The organism is Shinella zoogloeoides, from assembly GCF_030733845.1.
Lineage (GTDB): Bacteria > Pseudomonadota > Alphaproteobacteria > Rhizobiales > Rhizobiaceae > Shinella > Shinella zoogloeoides_C.
This window is the reverse complement of the sequence record NZ_CP132311.1, coordinates 458,836-476,144: the sequence shown is the minus strand read 5'-3', so window position 1 is coordinate 476,144 and position 17,309 is coordinate 458,836. Positions and strand designations below refer to the sequence as shown.

Sequence of the window (17,309 nt, the reverse complement as noted above, 5' to 3'; positions counted from 1 at the left end):
CTTCCCGCGTCCCGATGGAGCAGGACCGGCTCGAAGCACGAGCCGGTCCCTTTTTGCGTTACTTGCCAGCGGCGTCCTGCATCAGCACGGCGCGCACATCGACGCCCTCGCCCTGGTACTTGGCGAGATTGTCCTTGGTGATCAGCGCCTGCGGCGTGGAGACGACGCGCGGGATCGTCTGGCCGGCGACGAGGCGCAGCGCCACTTCCATCGCCACTTCGCCGGTGAGGACCGGGAAGCTGTCGACCGTGCCGGTCAATTCGCCCGCCTTGATCGAGGCATAGGCGTCGGAAATGCCGTCCGTGCCGAACACGGCGACCTTGTCCTGCAGGCCGGCGGCCTTGACCGCCTCGACCACGCCGAGCGCCATGCCGTCATTGTTGCAGTAGAAGCCGATCAGGTCCGGATGCTGCTGGAGGATGTTCGTCGCCGCGTCGTAGGACTGCTGGCGATCCCAGTTGCCCGGAACGCTTGCGACGACCTCGAACTTGCCGCCTTCCGAGATGGTCGACTTGAAGCCGTCCGTGCGCTGCACCGCGGCGTAGACGCCAGCCTGGCCCTCAATGATCGCCACCTTGCCGCCGTCCTTGCGGTTCTCGATGAACCACTTGGCGACGCGCACGCCGTTGTCGCGCTGGACGTTGCCGACATAGTGCTCGGCCTGCGGGATGACCGCATCGTTGACGTTCAGCACCGGCACGTTGGCCTCCTTGGCCTGTTCCAGCACCGGCTGGAGATTCGCGTCGGTCTGCGGCGAGACGAGGAGCACGTTGTAGCCCTGCGTGACCATGCCTTCGGCGATGGTGAGCTGGCCGAGCTGGTCGCCCTCGCTCTGCGCCGCCTGATAGGCGACAGTGACGCCCGCCTTGTCGGCGAACTTCTGGTAGCCCTCACCGAGCGAGCGCCAGTATTCGTTGGTCAGCGTCTTGGAAACGCCGCCAGCCTTGGTGCCGTCCGGCAGCTTCGGGAAGGCGCCGAGCTTGGCTTCGAGCTCGGTCCAGTCCATGCGGTCCTGTTCGGTATCCGAGTTGAGAGGCGCCAGATCCTGGCTGTGCGCCAGACCGGCGACGAGCGCGAAAGCGCAGGCCCCGACGAGAGATTTCAGACGAATGCCCATTCCATTTCCTCCTTTGGTGGTTGCTGGGTATTGGTGCTCAAGCCCCGATCAGGGCTTCGTTGACGATCCGCATGCTTGCTACGGCGTCCTGACGGGCGAGCGCGTCGCCGAGCCGGTTGTCGGCATCGAGCCGGTCGGCGACGGAAAGCAGACGCTTCACCGTGGCGATGTTGGCTTCGCACTCGGCGACGGGATCGAGCCCGCTCGCATCGGGGAAGGTGTCGAAATAAAGCGCCCCGTCGTAACCGTCGCGGCGGATCTGGCGCAGCAGTTCGAGCGTCGAGCGCATATGAACCGCGCCAACCATCAGGCCGTCATCGCGCTTGGCATAGCCGTCGTTGAGATGCACGCCGAGGAGACGGCTGCGGCGATGGATCAGATGCGCGGCATAGGCCGGCTGCTCGCCGCAATAGAGGGAATGGGCGAAATCCACCGTGACGCCGAGATTGGGAGCGCCGACATCCTGGATCGCCAGCAGCGTCGTGGCCGCGTCGCGTAGAAGCGCCTGCGCGCGCGGCTCGTCAGGCTTGTATTCGATGCTGATCAGGCATTCCGGATCATGCTCGGCGACCTCGCGAATGCCTTCGATCTCCCAGTCCCACGCCTGCGCATAATCAAGCTGGAAATTGTAGTCGAAGCCGTCCTGACCGAGCCAAAGGGTCATGAGGTTAGCGCCCATCGCGCGGGCTGCGTCTATCCCGCGCTTGGTGAGGTCGATGGCTTCCCGCCTCACGGATTTAGACGGATTTGTGAAGGCGCCCATTTTGAAGCCCGGATTGGTATAGTAGCGCATCGCAAGGCCGTTGACGTTGAGGCCGAGATCGCCGATGCGGAGGCCGAGCGCCACAGGATCGCTGGAAACATGATCGGGATAGTTGAGATCCACATCCGTAAGGCCTTCAGCCTTGGAAGCGCGCTCTGCCATCTGCATGAATGTGGGTTTGCCACTCTGATCGGGCCATGCCAAATGCGGGGCCGAGCCGAAGGAATTGAGTCGTGTCGCAAAACGAGTGATGGCCATAACAATCTCCGCTATTCATTACTTTACTAATTGCCGTATTCTTGTAAAGTTGTCAATACACGAGCGAGCCTGCGCCGCCCATTTTGGGAGGGCCGCTTCCAAACACGGATCATGGATGCTCATGCGGCGGGCAAACTCAACGCCGGGCAACGCTTGTGATACCGCTCGCAGGTGGTGGATAAGCTACAGCGGAGGACGAGCCGATTTATTGCGGCACGTCCCTCGAAACCGGGATTCCTAACGACAGGCTACGTCGTGGACGAGATGGTCTACATAGAGACCAGTTCGAATGAAGACGGATGACCGTCCGCATCGACGCGAAAGCCGCAACACGATATGGCCGATGCTGCGGAGCACCATCGTCTGGAGGAGTAATATTGGTACAGCTTCGAGATTGCCGCCGCAGAAGAGTGAGGTCGCCGAAAATCCACGTGGCGACACCGTTGGCGATGCCCATCATGGCCAGCGTGATAGGTTCTTCCATTATGAGGCGAAGAGTATCCGGCCTCACCGGCGCAGGCGAGTAGACGGTCACGAACTTCCGGCGACGCATGTGCAGAATATCAACTGAAGACGATGCCGCCGTCCACATTCAGCGTCTGGCCGGTGACGAATGCCGCGTCGTCGGACGCGAAGAACGCGACGGCGCCGACCACGTCCTCCGGGTCGCCGATACGGCGCATGGCGGTCTTGTCCTGCCAGCTCTTGCGGATTTCGGGATCGTCGAGGTTCACGCGGCCCATGGCCGTCAGGATGATGCCGGGGCAGACGCAGTTCGCGGTGATCCCGTCGACGCCCACCTCCTGCGCCAGAACGCGCGTGAAGCCCATAACCGCCGCCTTCGAGGCCGAGTAGTGCGCCTGCGAGGGCGCTCCGTGCTTGCCGCCGATCGACGCGATGTTGACGATGCGGCCGTATCGGCGTGCCTTCATTATCGGCAGCAGCGACTGGATGACGAGGAATGTGCCCTTGGCATTCACGTCCATGACGCTGTCCCAGTATTCCTCCTTCAGCCCGTCCACGTCGCCGGCGATCAGGATGCCGGCGTTGTTGACGACGACATCGATGTGGCCGAAGGCCTCGATGGCCGCCTTCGCCATGGTCTCGACGGCCGCCCTGTCGCTGACATCGGCGAGAACCGTCACGGCGCGGCGGCCGAGCGCCTCGATCTCGGCAGCGACGCCGGAAAGGGTATCCTTCTGCCGCGCGATGTCGTTCAGGGCAACGTCGTAGCCGCGTCGGGCAAGGCCGACGGCGATGGCCGCACCGATGCCGCGGCTGGCGCCGGTAACGAGGGCAGTACGCTGGGAAGCAGTCATGAGGGTCTCCGTGATTACAGGGCAGTATAGCCGCCATCGACCGCCAGCACCGTTCCGGTGATGTAGCTCGATGCATCGGCAGCCAGGAAAAGGACGGCATTGGCGATTTCGCCGGGATCGCCGAGACGCCCCATGGGCGTCATCCGCATCCAGGTCTCGAACCATTCGGCATTGCTGCGGCCGCGCAAGGTCAGTTCCGTCCCGATATAGCCGGGCGCGACCGCGTTGACGCGCACGCCGCTTTTCGCCCATTCGACGGCGAGCGACTTGGTGAGCAGGTTCACGCCCGCCTTGGCCGCGTTGTAGGAAGCCTGGGGTTGCGGCTGGACCACGATCTCGCCGCACATCGACGAGATATTGACCATCGCTCCCCGCCCGTCCGCCACCATGCGCCGGCCGAAGGCCTGCGCGCAGAGGAAGACCCCGCCGAGGTCTATGTCGATGACCGACTTCCAGTCGTCGAGGCTCATCTCGGCCGCCGGCGCATTGCGCACGATACCGGCATTGTTGACGAGAATGTCGACCGCGCCGTGCTGGCGGTAGATGGTCTCCACCACCTGCGCCACCCCTTCAGGGTCGGTGACGTCGAGGGCGATGAAGGCCGCCTTCCCGCCTGCGCCGGCGATGGCCTTGGCCGTCGCCGCGCCTTCCGCCTCGTCCCGGTCGGCCACGAGGACCTCGGCGCCCGCGCGCGCCAGGCGCTCGGCAATCGCCCGGCCGATGCCGCGGGCCGCCCCTGTCACGACGGCCCGCCTTCCGTCGAGCCGGAAATCCGCGTCGCTCATGCGCCACCGCCTTCCTGCCCGCGCACGGACTTCAGGGCCGGATAAAGCGCCAGATACTGCCGGTAGATATCGTCATAGAGCGCCATTTCCCTGGCGCGCGGCTCGATGCGCTTGCCCGGCCGGACCATCGCGGCGATCCCGTCGTCGATGCTCGCGAAATGGCCCGCGCCATGGGCGGCAAGGACGGCCGAGCCGACGGAGGGCGCATCGCGCGAGGCGGGCACGCAAACCGGCAGGCCTGCGGTATCGGCATGGATCTGCAGCCAGAGATCCGAGGCTCCGGCGCCGCCGCCCACGGTGATTTCCGTGCCGCGGTAGCCGGCGGCGGCCATGGAGTCGAGAATGGCGCGCGTGCCGAAACCGATGCCCTCCATGATCGCCCGGAAGATGTGATGCGGCTCGTGGGCGAGCGTCAGGCCGACGATGGCGCCCCGCGAAAGCGGATCGGTATAGGGCGTGCGGTTGCCCTGGAAATGATCCTGCACGAGGAGACCGTCGCAACCCGGCTCCAGCGCCGCCGCCCTCCGGTTCAGCTCCTCGAGGTCCATCGTGCCGTTCATCAGACGACCGAGCCAGGCGATGATCGAGCCCGTGGAGGTCTGCCCGCCCTCGACGATGTAGCGGTCGGGATAGACGCAGTCCCGGTAGGTGCCCCAGATGCCCGGCGCGTGAACCGCCGATTCCGTCACGCCGAACTGCAGATGCGAGGAACCGGTGATGAGGGCGAGCTGGCCTGGATGCGCGACGCCGAGGCCGATCATGCCGATCAGCGCGTCCGCCCCGCCCTGCACGACCTTCACCCGGGTCGAAAGGCCAAGTTCATCCGCCGCCCTGCCCGAAAGGTTCGCGATCACGCCGCCTGGCGGCACGATGCGGTGCGGCCATTTGTCGAGCAGCGCGCCAAGGCCCAGCGCTTCGACCAAGGTGACGGGCCAGCCGCCGCGGTCGGTCTGGTAATGCCAGCGCAACGTGACATTGTTCAGGCTGGCGGCGCGCTCGCCCGTCAGCCGCAAGGTCATGAAGTCCTGGTATTCGCAGATCGTATGGGCCTTTTCAAAGACCTCCGGCTCGTTGCGGGCGATCCAGAGCGCCTTCGGGATCATCCATTCCGCCGAGACCGGTCCACGTCCCCCGCCGTTGGAGATCAACGCCCCGTCCCCGGTCGCCAGAACCGCTTCGGCCTCCGCGCTGGCGCGCACGTCCATCCAGATGATGGCTGGCCTCAGCGCTTTGCCCTCTCGATCCAGCGCGACGACCGTGCAGCTCGTGGTCGCGAGCGTGATTGCCGCGATGGCGGCGGGATCGACCCGCGCCGTCTCGATCGCCTGCCGGGCCGCGGCGACGAACGCCCGCCACCAGTCCTCAGGGTCCTGCTCCGCGCGCGCGCCCGCGGAAAACTTCGTCTCATACGCCACCGCGGCGCTGCCAAGGCAGGTGCCGGACAGATCGTAAACGCGCGCGCGGAGGCTTTCGGTGCCACCGTCGGCAGTCAGGAAATAGGCCATGTTTCTCCTCCCGGCAGACGTCTCCTCGGTGCTATTGAAGAGAACGCATGATCTCCAAGGCTTTCGCGCCGTACATGACGGCCGGACCGCCGCCCATCTCGATCGCTACCTCCAGCGCCTCGATCAGTTCCGCTTCCTTTGCGCCGTGCTTCAGGGCCGCGTCGACATGATAGAGAATGCAGTCCTCGCACCCCTTGGCAACCGCAATCGCCACGGCCATCAGTTCCTTCTGCGCGGCGCTGAACGTGCCGGCGCTGGCCGCCACCTTGCTGACGCGGGCAAAGCCGCCGAAGAGTTCGGGGCTCGCCTTGGCGAGCGTGCCGATGCGCCTTTGCGCATCCTTCAGTCTTTCCATCGTATCGGCCATGGTGCCTCCTCAGGCGGTCAGGATTTCGAGCACGTCCTTGCTCTGGTCCCACTGCGGCATGTGGCCGGAGCGCGCCAGAAGATGGATCGCGACGGTGGGTGGCAGCGCTAGAACGTGTTGCCAGGGAATGATCCGATCTTCGAGACCGAAGAGGACCCGGACGGGCATCGTGCCGGACAGCCTGCTTATCGCGGCAAGGCCGTCGACCTTCTGGCCGGACGCCCCCGTGACGGCCCCGGCAAGCGCCACAAGCCGACCCCGCGCGAGATCCTTCGCAAGGGTGGCCAGGGCCGCTTCCGACAGATCCACTGCGTTGACGGACAGGCGCCGCAGAAGATGGACGACCTCGCCCGGTGCGTTTGCCTGCGCCATGCCGCGCACGAAATCGGCGTCGATCTGCGAACCGAGACCGGCCGGCGCGATGAGGGAAAGCGAGCCGACCCGCCCAGACGCCGCATTCGCGAGGTCCAGCGCCGCCACCGCCCCAAGGGAATGGGCGACGACGTCGACCTCGGCGATGCCGAGCGCATCGAGAAACTCCGGCAGATCCTGCGCGAGGTCCGATGCATCCCGCGCATCAATGTCGGTCAGGCCATGGCCCGGCAAATCGGGGGCGACGACGCGGCGGCCGGCGCGCTTCAGGCCGGCGGCGACGGCGGCCCAGGTCGTACGGTCTCCCGAGAAACCATGGAGGAGAAGGACCGGCCGGCCGGAAGCCGCGCCGCTGTCCGAATAGGCCATGCGCCCGCGGCGAAGCGCGGCAAAGCGCACGTCCGACTGGCCTGGGCCGCTGCCGGCGGCGGCAAGGACGTCACCTTTCTCGATGCGGCCGCGCCGTCCGGTCCCGGGGAGGGCCGCGATATCCAGCCCATGACGCCGGGCGAGCCGGCGCGCCAGCGGCGTCGCCCGCACACGCCCTTCCCTTCGCGCTGCCATGTGAACAGGGGCGGCGGATACAGCCGTTTCCGGCTGGGCCGCCGGGGCCGGGCGTTCGGCGGCCGGCGCGACCTGATCGGCCGGAGCCTCGATGCGCGCGACAGGTTCCCCGACCGTCACCATCTCCCCCTCGCCGCGCAGGATGGCGACCATCCGGCCATCATGCAGCGCGGGAAACTCGGCAATCGTCTTGTCCGTCTCGATTTCGAGGATCGCCTCGCCGCGGACAAAGCGCTCTCCGGGCGCCTTCAGCCATTTGGCGATGCGGCCTTCCTCCATGGTCTCGCCGAGACGCGGCATGGCAAGATCGATCTCGATCCAGCCACCGGCGTCGTTCGTGGCGTCGGGCGTCGGGCCTGTCTCGTCGCCCTCTTCCGCCGTCCAGTCCGGGCCGTCGCCGATGTCGATGCGCGCCAGCGGCTTGCCGACCTCCACCATGTCGCCGATCGAGACCAGAATCTCCTCGAGACGGCCGTCGCCGAGCGCCGGGAACTCGGCGATCGTCTTGTCCGTCTCGATTTCGAGGATCGGGTCGCCGCGCTTGAAGCTGTCGCCCGGCGAAATCAGCCAGCCGACGACCTTGCCCTCGTCCATCGTCTCGCCGAGGCGGGGCATCTTCAGGATGCGTTCCGTCATGACAGCATTCTTTCCGCAACGTCGGCGATGGAGCGGGCAGAGGGCACGCTGCCGGATTCGAGGTCCTGCGAAACGGAAATCGGGATGTCTTCCCCTGCCATGCGCACGACGGGCTGCTCCAGGAAATCGAAGCATTCTTCCGAAATGCGCGCTGCAAGCTCCGCCGCGACGCCGGCCGTCATCACGCCTTCGGATACGACCAGCGCCTTTCCGAGCCGCTCGACATGTTCCCGCACCGTATCGAAATCCAGCGGATTGAGGGTGCGAAGGTCGATGACGGTCGCCTCGATCCCCTTGCGGGCGAGCGCCTCCGCGGCGTCCAGCGCATGGAACACCTGCCGGGAATAGGTCACGATCACGAGGTCCTTGCCGTGACGGCGCACGGCGGCCTTGCCCCACGGCAGGGGTTCGGCATCGAAATCGACCTCTTCCTTGCGGGTATAGAGCGCCTTGTGCTCGATGAAGACGACCGGATCGGGCTTCGTCAGGCTCTGGCGCAGCAGATGATAGGCATCGGCCGCGGTCGCCGGCATGGCGAGGCGCAAGCCGGGCGTGTGCATGACCCAGGCTTCCAGGCTCTGGGAATGCTGTGCGCCGGCCGAGCGGCCCGTGCCGCCCTGCGTGCGCAGCACCATCGGCACGCCGATCTGTCCGCCGAACATGTAGCGGATCTTGGCGGCCTGGTTGGCGAGCTGGTCCATCGTCATGCCGAGGAAGTCGACATACATCAGTTCGGCGACGGGCCGCAGGCCCGTCATCGCCGCCCCGACGGCGGCGCCGATGATCGCCGGCTCGGAAATCGGCGTGTCGATCAGGCGCTGCGGCCCGTGCGTCTTGATGAGATCCTTCGTGACGCCGTAGGCGCCGCCGTAGCGGCCGACCTCCTCGCCGATCACCACGATCGTCTCGTCTTCATGCATCGCATCGTCCAGCGCCTTGCGGAGTGCGTCTCGGTAGGTGGTGGAGGTCATCATGCGTCATCCCTGGCAAGTACACGGTCGATCCGGACGCCGACCGGCTCCGGCTCGGGCTCCCCGACGGCGTAGACGTCGCGGAACATGGAGGAGAGCGCCGGCGCTCTGGATTCGACGGCGAAGTCGATCGTCGCGTCCATTTCGGCGGCAATCTCCTTGTCCATCGCCTCAAGCGCGACGTCCGTTTCCAGCCCGTTCGCGATCAGCTTCTCGCGGGCGAAGAGGACCGGGTCCTTCTTGCGGCCCTCGATCTCCTCGGCCTCGCTGCGATAGGGGCTCTTGTCCATGCGGGCATGGCCGAAGAAGCGGTAGACCTCGACGGACAGGAAACCGGGCTTGCCGGCGCGGGCATCGTCCACCAGCCAGCGGGCCGCGGTTTCCACCTCCTCGACGTCGAGACCATTCACCACGGCGCCGTTGAGGCCGAAGGCCCTGGCGCGCTCGTCGAAACGGCTGCTGCGCGTGGCCTGGTCGATGCGAGTGCCCATGCCGTACTGGTTGTTGACGCAGACGAAGAGCACCGGCAGGTCCCAGAGCGCCGCCATGTTCATGCTCTCGTAGAGGATGCCCTGCTGCATGGCGCCGTCCCCGAAGAAGGCGACGGAGACCGACCCCTGCTTCAGATACTTGCTCGACAGGCCGGCCCCGACGACGGCCGGAATGCCGCCGCCGACGATGGCATTGGCGCCGAGATGGCCGAGCGCCATGTCGGCGATGTGCATCGAGCCGCCCTTGCCCTTGCAGTAGCCGGTTTCCTTGCCGCCGATCTCGGCCATCATCTGTTTCGGATCGGCGCCGCGGGCGAGGAAGATGCCGTGGCCGCGGTGATGCGTGGTGAACGTATCCTGCGGCCTCATGGCGGCGCAGACGCCGGCGGCGCTGGATTCCTCGCCGATCGACAGATGCAGCATGGAGCCGGCCGACTGGCCGCGGATGAAAAGTTCGCCGACCCGTTCCTCAAAGGTGCGGATGCGCCGCATGGTCCTGTAGAGTTCGAGAAGGTTGGAATTGACAGGAGCGCCCACGCGTCCCTCCCTGTTGCTTGCAATGTTGAGATTGAACCGGCTGTGATCAGAGCAGCTTGAGCTTCGTCGTGCGCGACACGATGGCGACCGCCACGAGGATGATCAGGCCCTTGACGATGCTCTGGATGTACGTGTCCATGCCGATGAGGTTGAGGCCGTTGTTGATGACCCCGATGAAAAGGGCGCCGAAGAAGGTGCCGGCGACCGTCGCCGTGCCCGGACGGAACATCGTCATGCCGATGAACACGGTGGCGAGGCCGTCGAGCAGGTAGCGCTCCCCCGCATTCGGCTGGCCGGAGCCGAGGCGGGCGGCGAGCAGCGCACCGGCGACGGCGGCAAAGAGACTGCACACGATGAGCCCGGCGGCGCGGTAGAAGCGCCCGTTGACACCGGACAGCTCGGCCGCCTTCAGATTGCCGCCGACGGCATAGATGTAGCGGCCGAAGATCGTGCGCTCCATCACGAACCATGCCAGCGCCACGAAGAGAACCATGGCATAGGCAAGGACCGGCACGCCGAGGAGCTGGCCCTGGCCGAACCAGAGATAGGTCTCCGGAAGGCCGCCATAGATCGCCCGCCCGCCGGTCGTCAGGAAGTTGATGCCGTAGAGGATGGACCCGGTCGCCAGCGTCGCGATCAGCGACGGCACGCCGACGAGTGTCACCAGCGCGGCGTTGATCGTTCCCACCAGCAGGCCCGCCCCGACACCGGCCAGAAGCGCGGCGGGTAGCGGAACGCCGGAGACCAGCATCAGCGGCACGAGGATGCCCGACAGGCCGACCATGTAGCCGACCGAAAGATCCATCTCGCGCGCCGCGAAACCGAAGGTCAGTCCGGCCCCGACGATCGTCAGCATGGAAATCTGCTGAACGATGTTGAGAAGGTTGGTGGCCGTCAGGAAACGGTCGACGCTCAGCGCGAAGCCGATGAAAAGCAGGACCAGCACGAGGAGCGTGCTGTAGCGAAGCAGCCAGTCCTTGCGGATGCGGCTGGACGACGCCTCCCTGGCTTCGGCGGTGGGGGATGCAGCGTTCACGGGAGCACTCCTGCCATGGCGGAAATGAAACGGTTTTCGGAAAAGTCGGATCGGGCGATCTCGCCGCCGGCCCGGCCGTTGACGAAGGGGATGACGCGGTCGGCGACCTCCGCGATTTCCATGAGGTCGGACGAGGTGACGATGATCGCCGCGCCCTGCGCCGCCAGCCGCCGGATCTGCGTATGGATTTCGCGCTTGGCGCCGATATCGACGCCCTCGGTCGGCTCGACGAAGATCATCAGGCTGTAGCGGGCATCGGCACCGTAGAGCCACTTGCCGATGGACACCTTCTGCTTGTTGCCGCCGCTGAGGTCCTTAACCATCTGGGCGCTGGAATGCGCCTTGACGTTGAGCAGCGCCATGACCGACGCGGCCTCGCGCCTTTCCCTTGCCGGCGACAGGACACCGAGGTCGCCGACGGCGGCATGCGCGGGATGGACCATGGCGAGGTTCTCCCGCACCTCCCAGTCGGCGACGAGGGAGTTTTCCATGCGCTGGTCGGGAATGAAGGCGACGCCCTGCTTCTGCATCCGGCGCGCGTCAATGCGCCCGAGCGGCGCTCCCTTGAACAGGGCTTGGCCGGCAACGACGCCCTCGCCGGTATAGATCGAGCGGGCAAAGCCGAAATGCCCGGCGCCGGTGAGACCGATCATCCCGACGATCTCGCCCGCCCGGATGGCGAAGCGGTCGACATGGACATTGCCGGCGCGCCAGCCCTCCGCAGCGAAGACCGTTTCGCCCGGCTGACGTTCGCGGGCGGCTTCGGCCTCCACTGCAACGGGTTTGCCCGAGCGCTGCAGCATGTAGTCGACAAGCTGCGCCTCCGTCGTTTCGCCGGCCGGCCGGGTCGCGATATGGCGGCCATCGCGCAGCACCGTGATGCGGTCGCTGAGCGCCTTCACCTCGGAGAGGAAATGGCTGATGAGCACGATGCCGATGCCGCGCGCCGGAAGCGACCGGATGATCCCCCAGAGGTTTTCCTTCTCGCGCGAGGGCAGGGTCGCCGTCGGCTCGTCGAGGATCAGCAGGCGGATATCGCTGCGCAGCGCCCGCACGATCTCGATGACCTTCTGGTCGGCCATTGGCAGGCTTTCCACCGGCGCGTCGAGATCGATGGATACGTCCGGAAACCATTGCGCCATGAGCGCGGCGGCGCGACGCTTCAGCGCGCGCCTGTCGATGATGCCGAGCGCCAGGCGCGGCTCGTCGCCGAGAAGAATGTTCTGTGCGGCGCCGAGGGCCGGCACGAGGCTGCCTTCCTGCGAGACATGCGCGATGCCCTTGCGCAATGCGTCGCCCGCGCTGGCAAGCGTCACCTCGGTGCCGTCGACCGCGATCCGGCCAGCCGTCGGCTGCTTCGAGCCGCTGAGAATGCTGACCAGCGTCGTCTTGCCGGCGCCGTTCTCGCCGATGAGGCCATGCACCTCATCGAAGCGGAAATCGACGCTGACCCCGTCGAGCGCACGCGTGCCGGGATATTGCATCACGATGTCGGATAGGCTGACGGACATCCGTCTCTCCAGGAAACCTGTTCGTGAAAGGGTGCCGGCCCGCCGCGAAAGCGGGCCGGCCTGGCGGTCACTTGGGGAGGAAGTCCGCGCAGTTCTGCTTGGTGACGAGCGGGGCGTCCATGTAGACGGTCTTCGAGGGGATGACCTTGGCCGGGTCTTCCTTCTTCTCGACGATTGCCTCGATCCATTCGCCCGCCTGCGCGCCCATCTTCTCGAAGGGCTGGCTGACCGTGGCGATCATCAGGCTGTCCGGCTTGCACACTTCGGCGACGGCGTTCGGATGGCCGTCGATGCCGATGACCTTGACGTTCCTGAGGCCTGCGCCCTGGAGCACGTTGATCGCGGCCTGCGCCGGCTCGTCCCAGGGCGCCCAGACGGCATTGATCTCTTCGCCGAAGCGGGACGCATAGTCCTGCATGGTCGAGGTCGTATCCTCGAAGAAGGCGGTGTAGTCGATATTGTGCTCGGCCAGCACCTTTACGTCGGGATATTCCTTGAGGATCGTCTCCATGACGTCGCCGCGCTTGCGGGTGCCGTGGTGTTCGGCCATGCGCAGGAAGATGATGTTGCCCTTGCCGCCCAGTTCGTTCAGCAGATAGGGCGAAACATCCGAGGACATAGCCCAGTTGTTGGTGGTGATGTCGACGAGCACGCCCGGAATGTAACCGCTGTCGACCGTGATGACCGGGATGTTCGCCTTGATCGCCGCATCGAGCGCCGCGCGCGAGGCGCGCAGGTCCGCCATGGTGATGATGATGGCGTCGACGCCGCGCGAGGCCGCATCCTGAAGGTTCGAGGCCGTGCGCTCGCCCGAACCGCCGCTGTCCAGCAGGCTGACGTTCCAGTCCTTGCCCGTTTCCTTCAGCCACGCATCGAAGCCGGCCTTGACGCGCTGCTCCGACTGGGCGGCGGCATTGGCATGCACCCAGGCCAGGTTCATCGCGCTGGCGCTGACGGCAGACAACAGAAATCCTGCAGCGGCGGCGAGCGCCGCTTTCCTCCACATTCCAGACATGTGATTTCCTCCAATACGGATCGATGATTGACCCGTTCCCTCATTCGCGTTCAAAGCGAATGGGAAGAGTAGAATATGCATTGAGACAAATGTCAAACAAAATTACATTTGTACTCGAAAGGACGACTCATGCCCCTGGAAGACGACGAACTGATGATCCGCGCGGCCTGGTACTACTATGTCGGAGGCCTCAATCAGGAGATGACTGCGAACCGGCTCGGCCTGACGCGCGCGCGGGTCAACAAGATGCTGTCGGAAGCGCGGGAAAGCGGCCTCGTCAGCATATCGATCGATCACCAGCGCGTCGGCGTGCTGCCCATCGAGGACCTGCTCAGCCGCCGGTTCGGTCTCGACTTCTGCATCTCCACACCGGCCTTCGGCTTCCATGACGCCTCTCCCGCCGACAGCGATATCCGCAGACAGATCGCCTTTCGTGCGGTCGGCGTGGCCGCGGCCAACCACCTGAAGACGCTCCTGGCGGAGAATGACACCATCACGGTCGGAACCGGCTGGGGGCGAACAATCGAACAGATGACCCTGCACCTCGCGGGCGTGCGCGCACCCCATGCCCGCTTCATCTCGGTCATGGGGTCGCTGACGGCGAACAACGCCTACAATCCCTTCGAGGTGGTCCATAACCTTGCCCGCCGCACCGGGGCGCAGGGCTTCTTCCTGCCGGTTCCCTTCATCGCCGACTCGGTCGAGGACAAGCGCGTCCTGTTGTCCCAGCGCTCGGTGGTCAAGGCGATGGAGATTGCCGAAACGGCATCGGTCTGCATCATCAGCGCGGGGGAACTGACGGAAGAGTCCCTGCTGCGAAGCCAAGGCATGATCAGCAAGGCCGAATTGGAAAGCCTGCGGGCCGCCGGCGCCGTCGGCGATACGAACGGCATCTTCTTCGACAGGGACGGCAGGCAGGTGGATCACGATCTCAATCAGCGAACCATTGCGCTCGGTTTCGAGCAACTGAAGACCTTGCCGGTGATCCTTCTGATCGCAGGACAGGAGAAGGCCGAGGCGGCCAAGGCGCTGCTCAGGAGCGGCATCGTCAATGGCCTGATTATTGACGGCGATGCGGCCGAAGCGGTTGCGTTACTCGAATAGGCGACAAGGATGGAATTTCTCTTGAAGTCACCTTGCCGAGGGAGTTCAGGAATGCGGTAGCCTTCTACTGTCTACCTGCATGCGCCTGAAATAGATTTGGGGCGCTCGACGGCGCCCCTCTCGATACCGAACCTTTTGAGCGTGAAAGCCCCACCTCACACGGATTCAATCGCCTTTAGCCAGATGCTGACGGCGACTGCTCCGCCATCGGGATAGCCGACGGCACGTTCACCGAGATAGCTTGCCCGGCCGAGGCGTGGCTTCATCGTCTTGGTTGCCTCGGCGCCAGCAATGCCAGCCTCGACTGCCGCCTTCCAGGCCTCGTCGACCGCAAGCCCCTCGGCGAGCTTGTCCTGGAACGTCTGCGCAGCCGGATGCAGCGCATCGATCATCGTCCGGTCACCCGGTTTTGCTCCACCGAGGTCCGAGACCGCCGCGACAGCCGCGACGAAGGCCTCGGCCATCTGCGCGGCCGTCGGCTGCTCGACCCCGGCAAGCTGGCGGGAGGCCCGCAGCAAGCCGGTTGCGTAGAATGGGCCAGAGCTGCCGCCAATCGCCTTGCGCATTGCACTACCTATCGCCATCAGTCCCTCGGCAAAGTCACCGAAGCTCTCCTTCGGAAGCGCCAGGACTGCTTCGCCGCCCCGCGTCATGCTGGCGCCGAGATCGCCGTCGCCGGTAATGCTGTCCAACTCCGTCAATTGCGGTTCGGAAGCGATCAACGCCTTCGCCACGACTGCGGTGGCTCGCCGGAGGCGCTCCCCGGCCGCCGTCATCTTCGTTGGGGACGATACAAGTTCCTCGACCGTTGTCGACTGAAGTACACGGTTGCGGTTCACCGCCCCTCCTCTTGGCCAAGCCCCCGCACCGGTCGGGGCATCCACAAACGCAAGAGCCTTGTCGTCGACATGCATGACGGAAAGCGAGAAGCCCGGCATATCCAAAGCGGAAAGGAAGGTTCCGGCCCACGCCCGCTCCACCGTGACCCCCATGCCTTCGAGGTACGCGACCGCCGAGCGAGCGACGATCGACAGTTCCATCGGCGGAGTTGAACCAAGGCCGTTGACTAGCAGCACTACCCGGTCGTCACGCTTGAGCTTGCCATCGGCTTCAATCGTCTGGAGGACGAGCGCGGTCAACTCGTCCGCCGAGGCGATCGACATCCGGCGCACGCCTTGCTCTCCATGGATGCCAAGGCCGACTTCGATCTCCTGCTCACCGAGAACATAGCCCGGCTTGCCGACCGAAGGCAGGGTGCAAGAGCCAAGCGAGATTCCCATAGAGGACAGATTCTCGGCGGCGGAACGCGCAATCCTTGCGACCTCTTCGAGAGACAGACCCTGCTCCGCCGCAGCCCCGGCAAGCTTGTGAACAAGCAACGTCCCGGCGATCCCACGCCGGCGTTCGGCCGGAACCGTGTCCTTCAGCGCTACATCATCTGCGACGACAACGATTTCGACCGGAATGCCTTCCGCCCGCGCAAGCTCCGCCGCAAGGCCAAAGTTCAGCCGGTCACCCGTGTAGTTCTTGACGATGACCAGCGCCCCGGCCGGTCCCGCCGATGCGCGGATGCCGGCCAGGACCGCATCGGTGCTGGGAGAAGTGAACACGTCACCGGCAACCGCTGCCGTCAACATACCGCCACCGACGTAGCCGGCATGGGCCGGCTCGTGGCCGCTGCCACCGCCCGACAAGACCGCGACCTTCCGGGCTCCACTTTCGGGAAGACCGGACCGGATCACCACGTTCTCGTCGGCAAGCAGTACCGCCGAAGGGCTCAGCGCGACTACGCCCTCCAACATGTCACGAACTACAGTGGACGGATCGTTGATCAGCTTCTTCATGACTATCTCCCTAGAACGCTCAGTTGGCCGCAGCGAGGACGGAGCGCTCACTTGCGGAATCGAACGCGTGGATACTGTTGGGCCGGTGCACGAGGGTCACCTCTTTGCCGACTTCGATGTCCGGACCGCGCTCGAACTGAGCTGAGATGAGATCGCCTCCTATCGAAACCTGAATCATCACCTGCGATCCAAGCGGCTCAATCAGTTCGATCCGCCCCTTGACCGTGCCGTCAACGCCTCCGCTCCCCCCGGTTTGGGGCGTAAGATGCTCGGGACGGACTCCGGCAATCAGAGTGCCCGTTCGGCTCCGCAGTGCGTCCGCCACAGCCCCGCCGGGCACAAGTCGGACGCCTTCTGCGACGAGTGCGCCGTTCTCTACGACGGTCTTGATGAAATTCATCGGCGGGCTGCCTATGAAGCCAGCGACAAACGTGTTCACCGGGGTGTCGTAGATGTTCTGCGGCGTGTCGATCTGCTGCGCGATGCCACCACGCATAACCACGATACGGTGCCCCATCGTCAGGGCTTCCAACTGATCATGGGTAACGTAGAAGGTCGTGATCTTGAGGCGGCGGCAAAGCTTGACGATCTCGGCGCGCATCTCGATGCGCAGCTTTGCGTCGAGGTTCGACAGGGGTTCGTCCATCAGAAACACGCGCGGCTCGCGAACGATGGCGCGGCCCAGCGCTACGCGCTGCCGCTGACCGCCGGATAAGGCCGAGGGCTTGCGTTCGAGCAAGCTCTCGATGTCCAGTGCCTTGGCGGTCTTGCGCACCTGCGCATCGATCTTGTCCTGCGGCCACTTCCGGACCTTCAGGCAGAAGGCCATGTTTTCATAGACCGTGAGGTGCGGGTAAAGCGCATAGTTCTGGAAGACCATGGCGACATCCCGCTCGGACGGCGTCTGGTCCGTCACGTCTTCGCCATCGATCCTGATCGCGCCGGAGGTCGAGCCTTCGAGCCCTGCGATCATGCGCATCGTCGTCGTCTTGCCGCAGCCGGACGGGCCGACGAGAACGACGAACTCTCCATCCTCCGTCGTGAGGTTCAGGTTGTCGACCGCGTTGAACGCGCCGAAGGACTTGTTCAGGTTTTCAATTGCAATTACCGACAT

At 65.2% G+C, this 17,309-nt stretch carries 15 protein-coding genes; 1 reads left to right on the top strand and 14 read right to left on the bottom strand.

The annotated features are described in order from the left end of the window. Positions 1-58: 58 nt before the first annotated feature. From Q9316_RS03285 to Q9316_RS03230, 12 genes are all read right to left on the bottom strand, one after another. Positions 59-1,117 (bottom strand): sugar ABC transporter substrate-binding protein, encoded by a 1,059-nt coding sequence (locus tag Q9316_RS03285; protein WP_306033825.1) that lies wholly within the window; start codon positions 1,115-1,117, stop codon positions 59-61. A gap of 37 nt (positions 1,118-1,154) precedes the next feature. Beyond that, positions 1,155-2,138, bottom strand: a complete 984-nt coding sequence (locus Q9316_RS03280; protein WP_306033824.1) for a sugar phosphate isomerase/epimerase family protein — start codon at positions 2,136-2,138, stop codon at positions 1,155-1,157. A gap of 563 nt (positions 2,139-2,701) precedes the next feature. Further along, a complete protein-coding gene (locus tag Q9316_RS03275) occupies positions 2,702-3,457 on the bottom strand; it encodes an SDR family NAD(P)-dependent oxidoreductase (RefSeq protein WP_306033823.1) in 756 nt (251 codons plus the stop codon). Between the two features lie 14 nt (positions 3,458-3,471). Continuing rightward, positions 3,472-4,242: an SDR family NAD(P)-dependent oxidoreductase gene (locus tag Q9316_RS03270; protein WP_306033822.1), complete on the bottom strand. Its 771-nt coding sequence runs from the start codon at positions 4,240-4,242 to the stop codon at positions 3,472-3,474. Further along, positions 4,239-5,747 (bottom strand): FGGY-family carbohydrate kinase, encoded by a 1,509-nt coding sequence (locus Q9316_RS03265; protein ID WP_306033821.1) that lies wholly within the window; start codon positions 5,745-5,747, stop codon positions 4,239-4,241. The genes Q9316_RS03270 and Q9316_RS03265 overlap by 4 nt, the downstream gene beginning before the upstream one ends. A 31-nt stretch (positions 5,748-5,778) precedes the next feature. After that, on the bottom strand, positions 5,779-6,114 hold the full coding sequence (locus Q9316_RS03260; protein WP_226923296.1) for a carboxymuconolactone decarboxylase family protein: 336 nt from the start codon (positions 6,112-6,114) through the stop codon (positions 5,779-5,781). Between the two features lie 9 nt (positions 6,115-6,123). Next, positions 6,124-7,686 (bottom strand): acetoin dehydrogenase dihydrolipoyllysine-residue acetyltransferase subunit, encoded by a 1,563-nt coding sequence (locus Q9316_RS03255; protein WP_306033820.1) that lies wholly within the window; start codon positions 7,684-7,686, stop codon positions 6,124-6,126. Further along, on the bottom strand, positions 7,683-8,660 hold the full coding sequence (locus Q9316_RS03250) for an alpha-ketoacid dehydrogenase subunit beta (protein WP_306033819.1): 978 nt from the start codon (positions 8,658-8,660) through the stop codon (positions 7,683-7,685). Before Q9316_RS03250 ends, Q9316_RS03255 begins: the two co-directional genes overlap by 4 nt. Next, entirely contained in the window at positions 8,657-9,685 is a 1,029-nt protein-coding gene (locus Q9316_RS03245) for a thiamine pyrophosphate-dependent dehydrogenase E1 component subunit alpha (RefSeq protein ID WP_306033818.1), read from the bottom strand. The genes Q9316_RS03250 and Q9316_RS03245 overlap by 4 nt, the downstream gene beginning before the upstream one ends. Positions 9,686-9,731: 46 nt before the next feature. Then, entirely contained in the window at positions 9,732-10,721 is a 990-nt protein-coding gene (locus Q9316_RS03240; RefSeq protein WP_306033817.1) for an ABC transporter permease, read from the bottom strand. After that, on the bottom strand, positions 10,718-12,232 hold the full coding sequence (locus Q9316_RS03235) for a sugar ABC transporter ATP-binding protein (RefSeq protein WP_306033816.1): 1,515 nt from the start codon (positions 12,230-12,232) through the stop codon (positions 10,718-10,720). The genes Q9316_RS03240 and Q9316_RS03235 overlap by 4 nt, the downstream gene beginning before the upstream one ends. Before the next feature lie 67 nt (positions 12,233-12,299). Beyond that, complete coding sequence (locus Q9316_RS03230) at positions 12,300-13,247, bottom strand: sugar ABC transporter substrate-binding protein (protein ID WP_306033815.1); 948 nt, start codon at positions 13,245-13,247, stop codon at positions 12,300-12,302. Positions 13,248-13,376: 129 nt separating this feature from the next. On the opposite strand from Q9316_RS03230, the gene Q9316_RS03225 reads away from it, so the two are divergent. Beyond that, positions 13,377-14,351 carry a sugar-binding transcriptional regulator gene (locus tag Q9316_RS03225; RefSeq protein ID WP_306033814.1) on the top strand — a complete coding sequence of 325 codons (975 nt, stop codon included), beginning with the start codon at positions 13,377-13,379 and terminating at the stop codon, positions 14,349-14,351. Between the two features lie 155 nt (positions 14,352-14,506). On the opposite strand, the gene Q9316_RS03220 is transcribed toward Q9316_RS03225, so the two are convergent. Together Q9316_RS03220 and Q9316_RS03215 are read right to left on the bottom strand one after the other, a co-directional pair. Beyond that, positions 14,507-16,195, bottom strand: a complete 1,689-nt coding sequence (locus Q9316_RS03220; RefSeq protein ID WP_306033813.1) for a dihydroxyacetone kinase family protein — start codon at positions 16,193-16,195, stop codon at positions 14,507-14,509. A 19-nt stretch (positions 16,196-16,214) separates the two neighbouring features. Continuing rightward, positions 16,215-17,309, bottom strand: a complete 1,095-nt coding sequence (locus tag Q9316_RS03215) for an ABC transporter ATP-binding protein (RefSeq protein WP_306033812.1) — start codon at positions 17,307-17,309, stop codon at positions 16,215-16,217.

Coding starts and splice junctions, on each gene's coding strand:
- Q9316_RS03285 (WP_306033825.1), bottom strand. CDS start 1,117: ATGGGCATTCGTCTGAAATCTCTCGTCGGGGCCTGCGCTTTCGCGCTC.
- Q9316_RS03280 (WP_306033824.1), bottom strand. CDS start 2,138: ATGGCCATCACTCGTTTTGCGACACGACTCAATTCCTTCGGCTCGGCC.
- Q9316_RS03275 (WP_306033823.1), bottom strand. CDS start 3,457: ATGACTGCTTCCCAGCGTACTGCCCTCGTTACCGGCGCCAGCCGCGGC.
- Q9316_RS03270 (WP_306033822.1), bottom strand. CDS start 4,242: ATGAGCGACGCGGATTTCCGGCTCGACGGAAGGCGGGCCGTCGTGACA.
- Q9316_RS03265 (WP_306033821.1), bottom strand. CDS start 5,747: ATGGCCTATTTCCTGACTGCCGACGGTGGCACCGAAAGCCTCCGCGCG.
- Q9316_RS03260 (WP_226923296.1), bottom strand. CDS start 6,114: ATGGCCGATACGATGGAAAGACTGAAGGATGCGCAAAGGCGCATCGGC.
- Q9316_RS03255 (WP_306033820.1), bottom strand. CDS start 7,686: ATGACGGAACGCATCCTGAAGATGCCCCGCCTCGGCGAGACGATGGAC.
- Q9316_RS03250 (WP_306033819.1), bottom strand. CDS start 8,660: ATGATGACCTCCACCACCTACCGAGACGCACTCCGCAAGGCGCTGGAC.
- Q9316_RS03235 (WP_306033816.1), bottom strand. CDS start 12,232: ATGTCCGTCAGCCTATCCGACATCGTGATGCAATATCCCGGCACGCGT.
- Q9316_RS03230 (WP_306033815.1), bottom strand. CDS start 13,247: ATGTCTGGAATGTGGAGGAAAGCGGCGCTCGCCGCCGCTGCAGGATTT.
- Q9316_RS03225 (WP_306033814.1), top strand. CDS start 13,377: ATGCCCCTGGAAGACGACGAACTGATGATCCGCGCGGCCTGGTACTAC.
- Q9316_RS03220 (WP_306033813.1), bottom strand. CDS start 16,195: ATGAAGAAGCTGATCAACGATCCGTCCACTGTAGTTCGTGACATGTTG.
- Q9316_RS03215 (WP_306033812.1), bottom strand. CDS start 17,309: ATGTCGGTAATTGCAATTGAAAACCTGAACAAGTCCTTCGGCGCGTTC.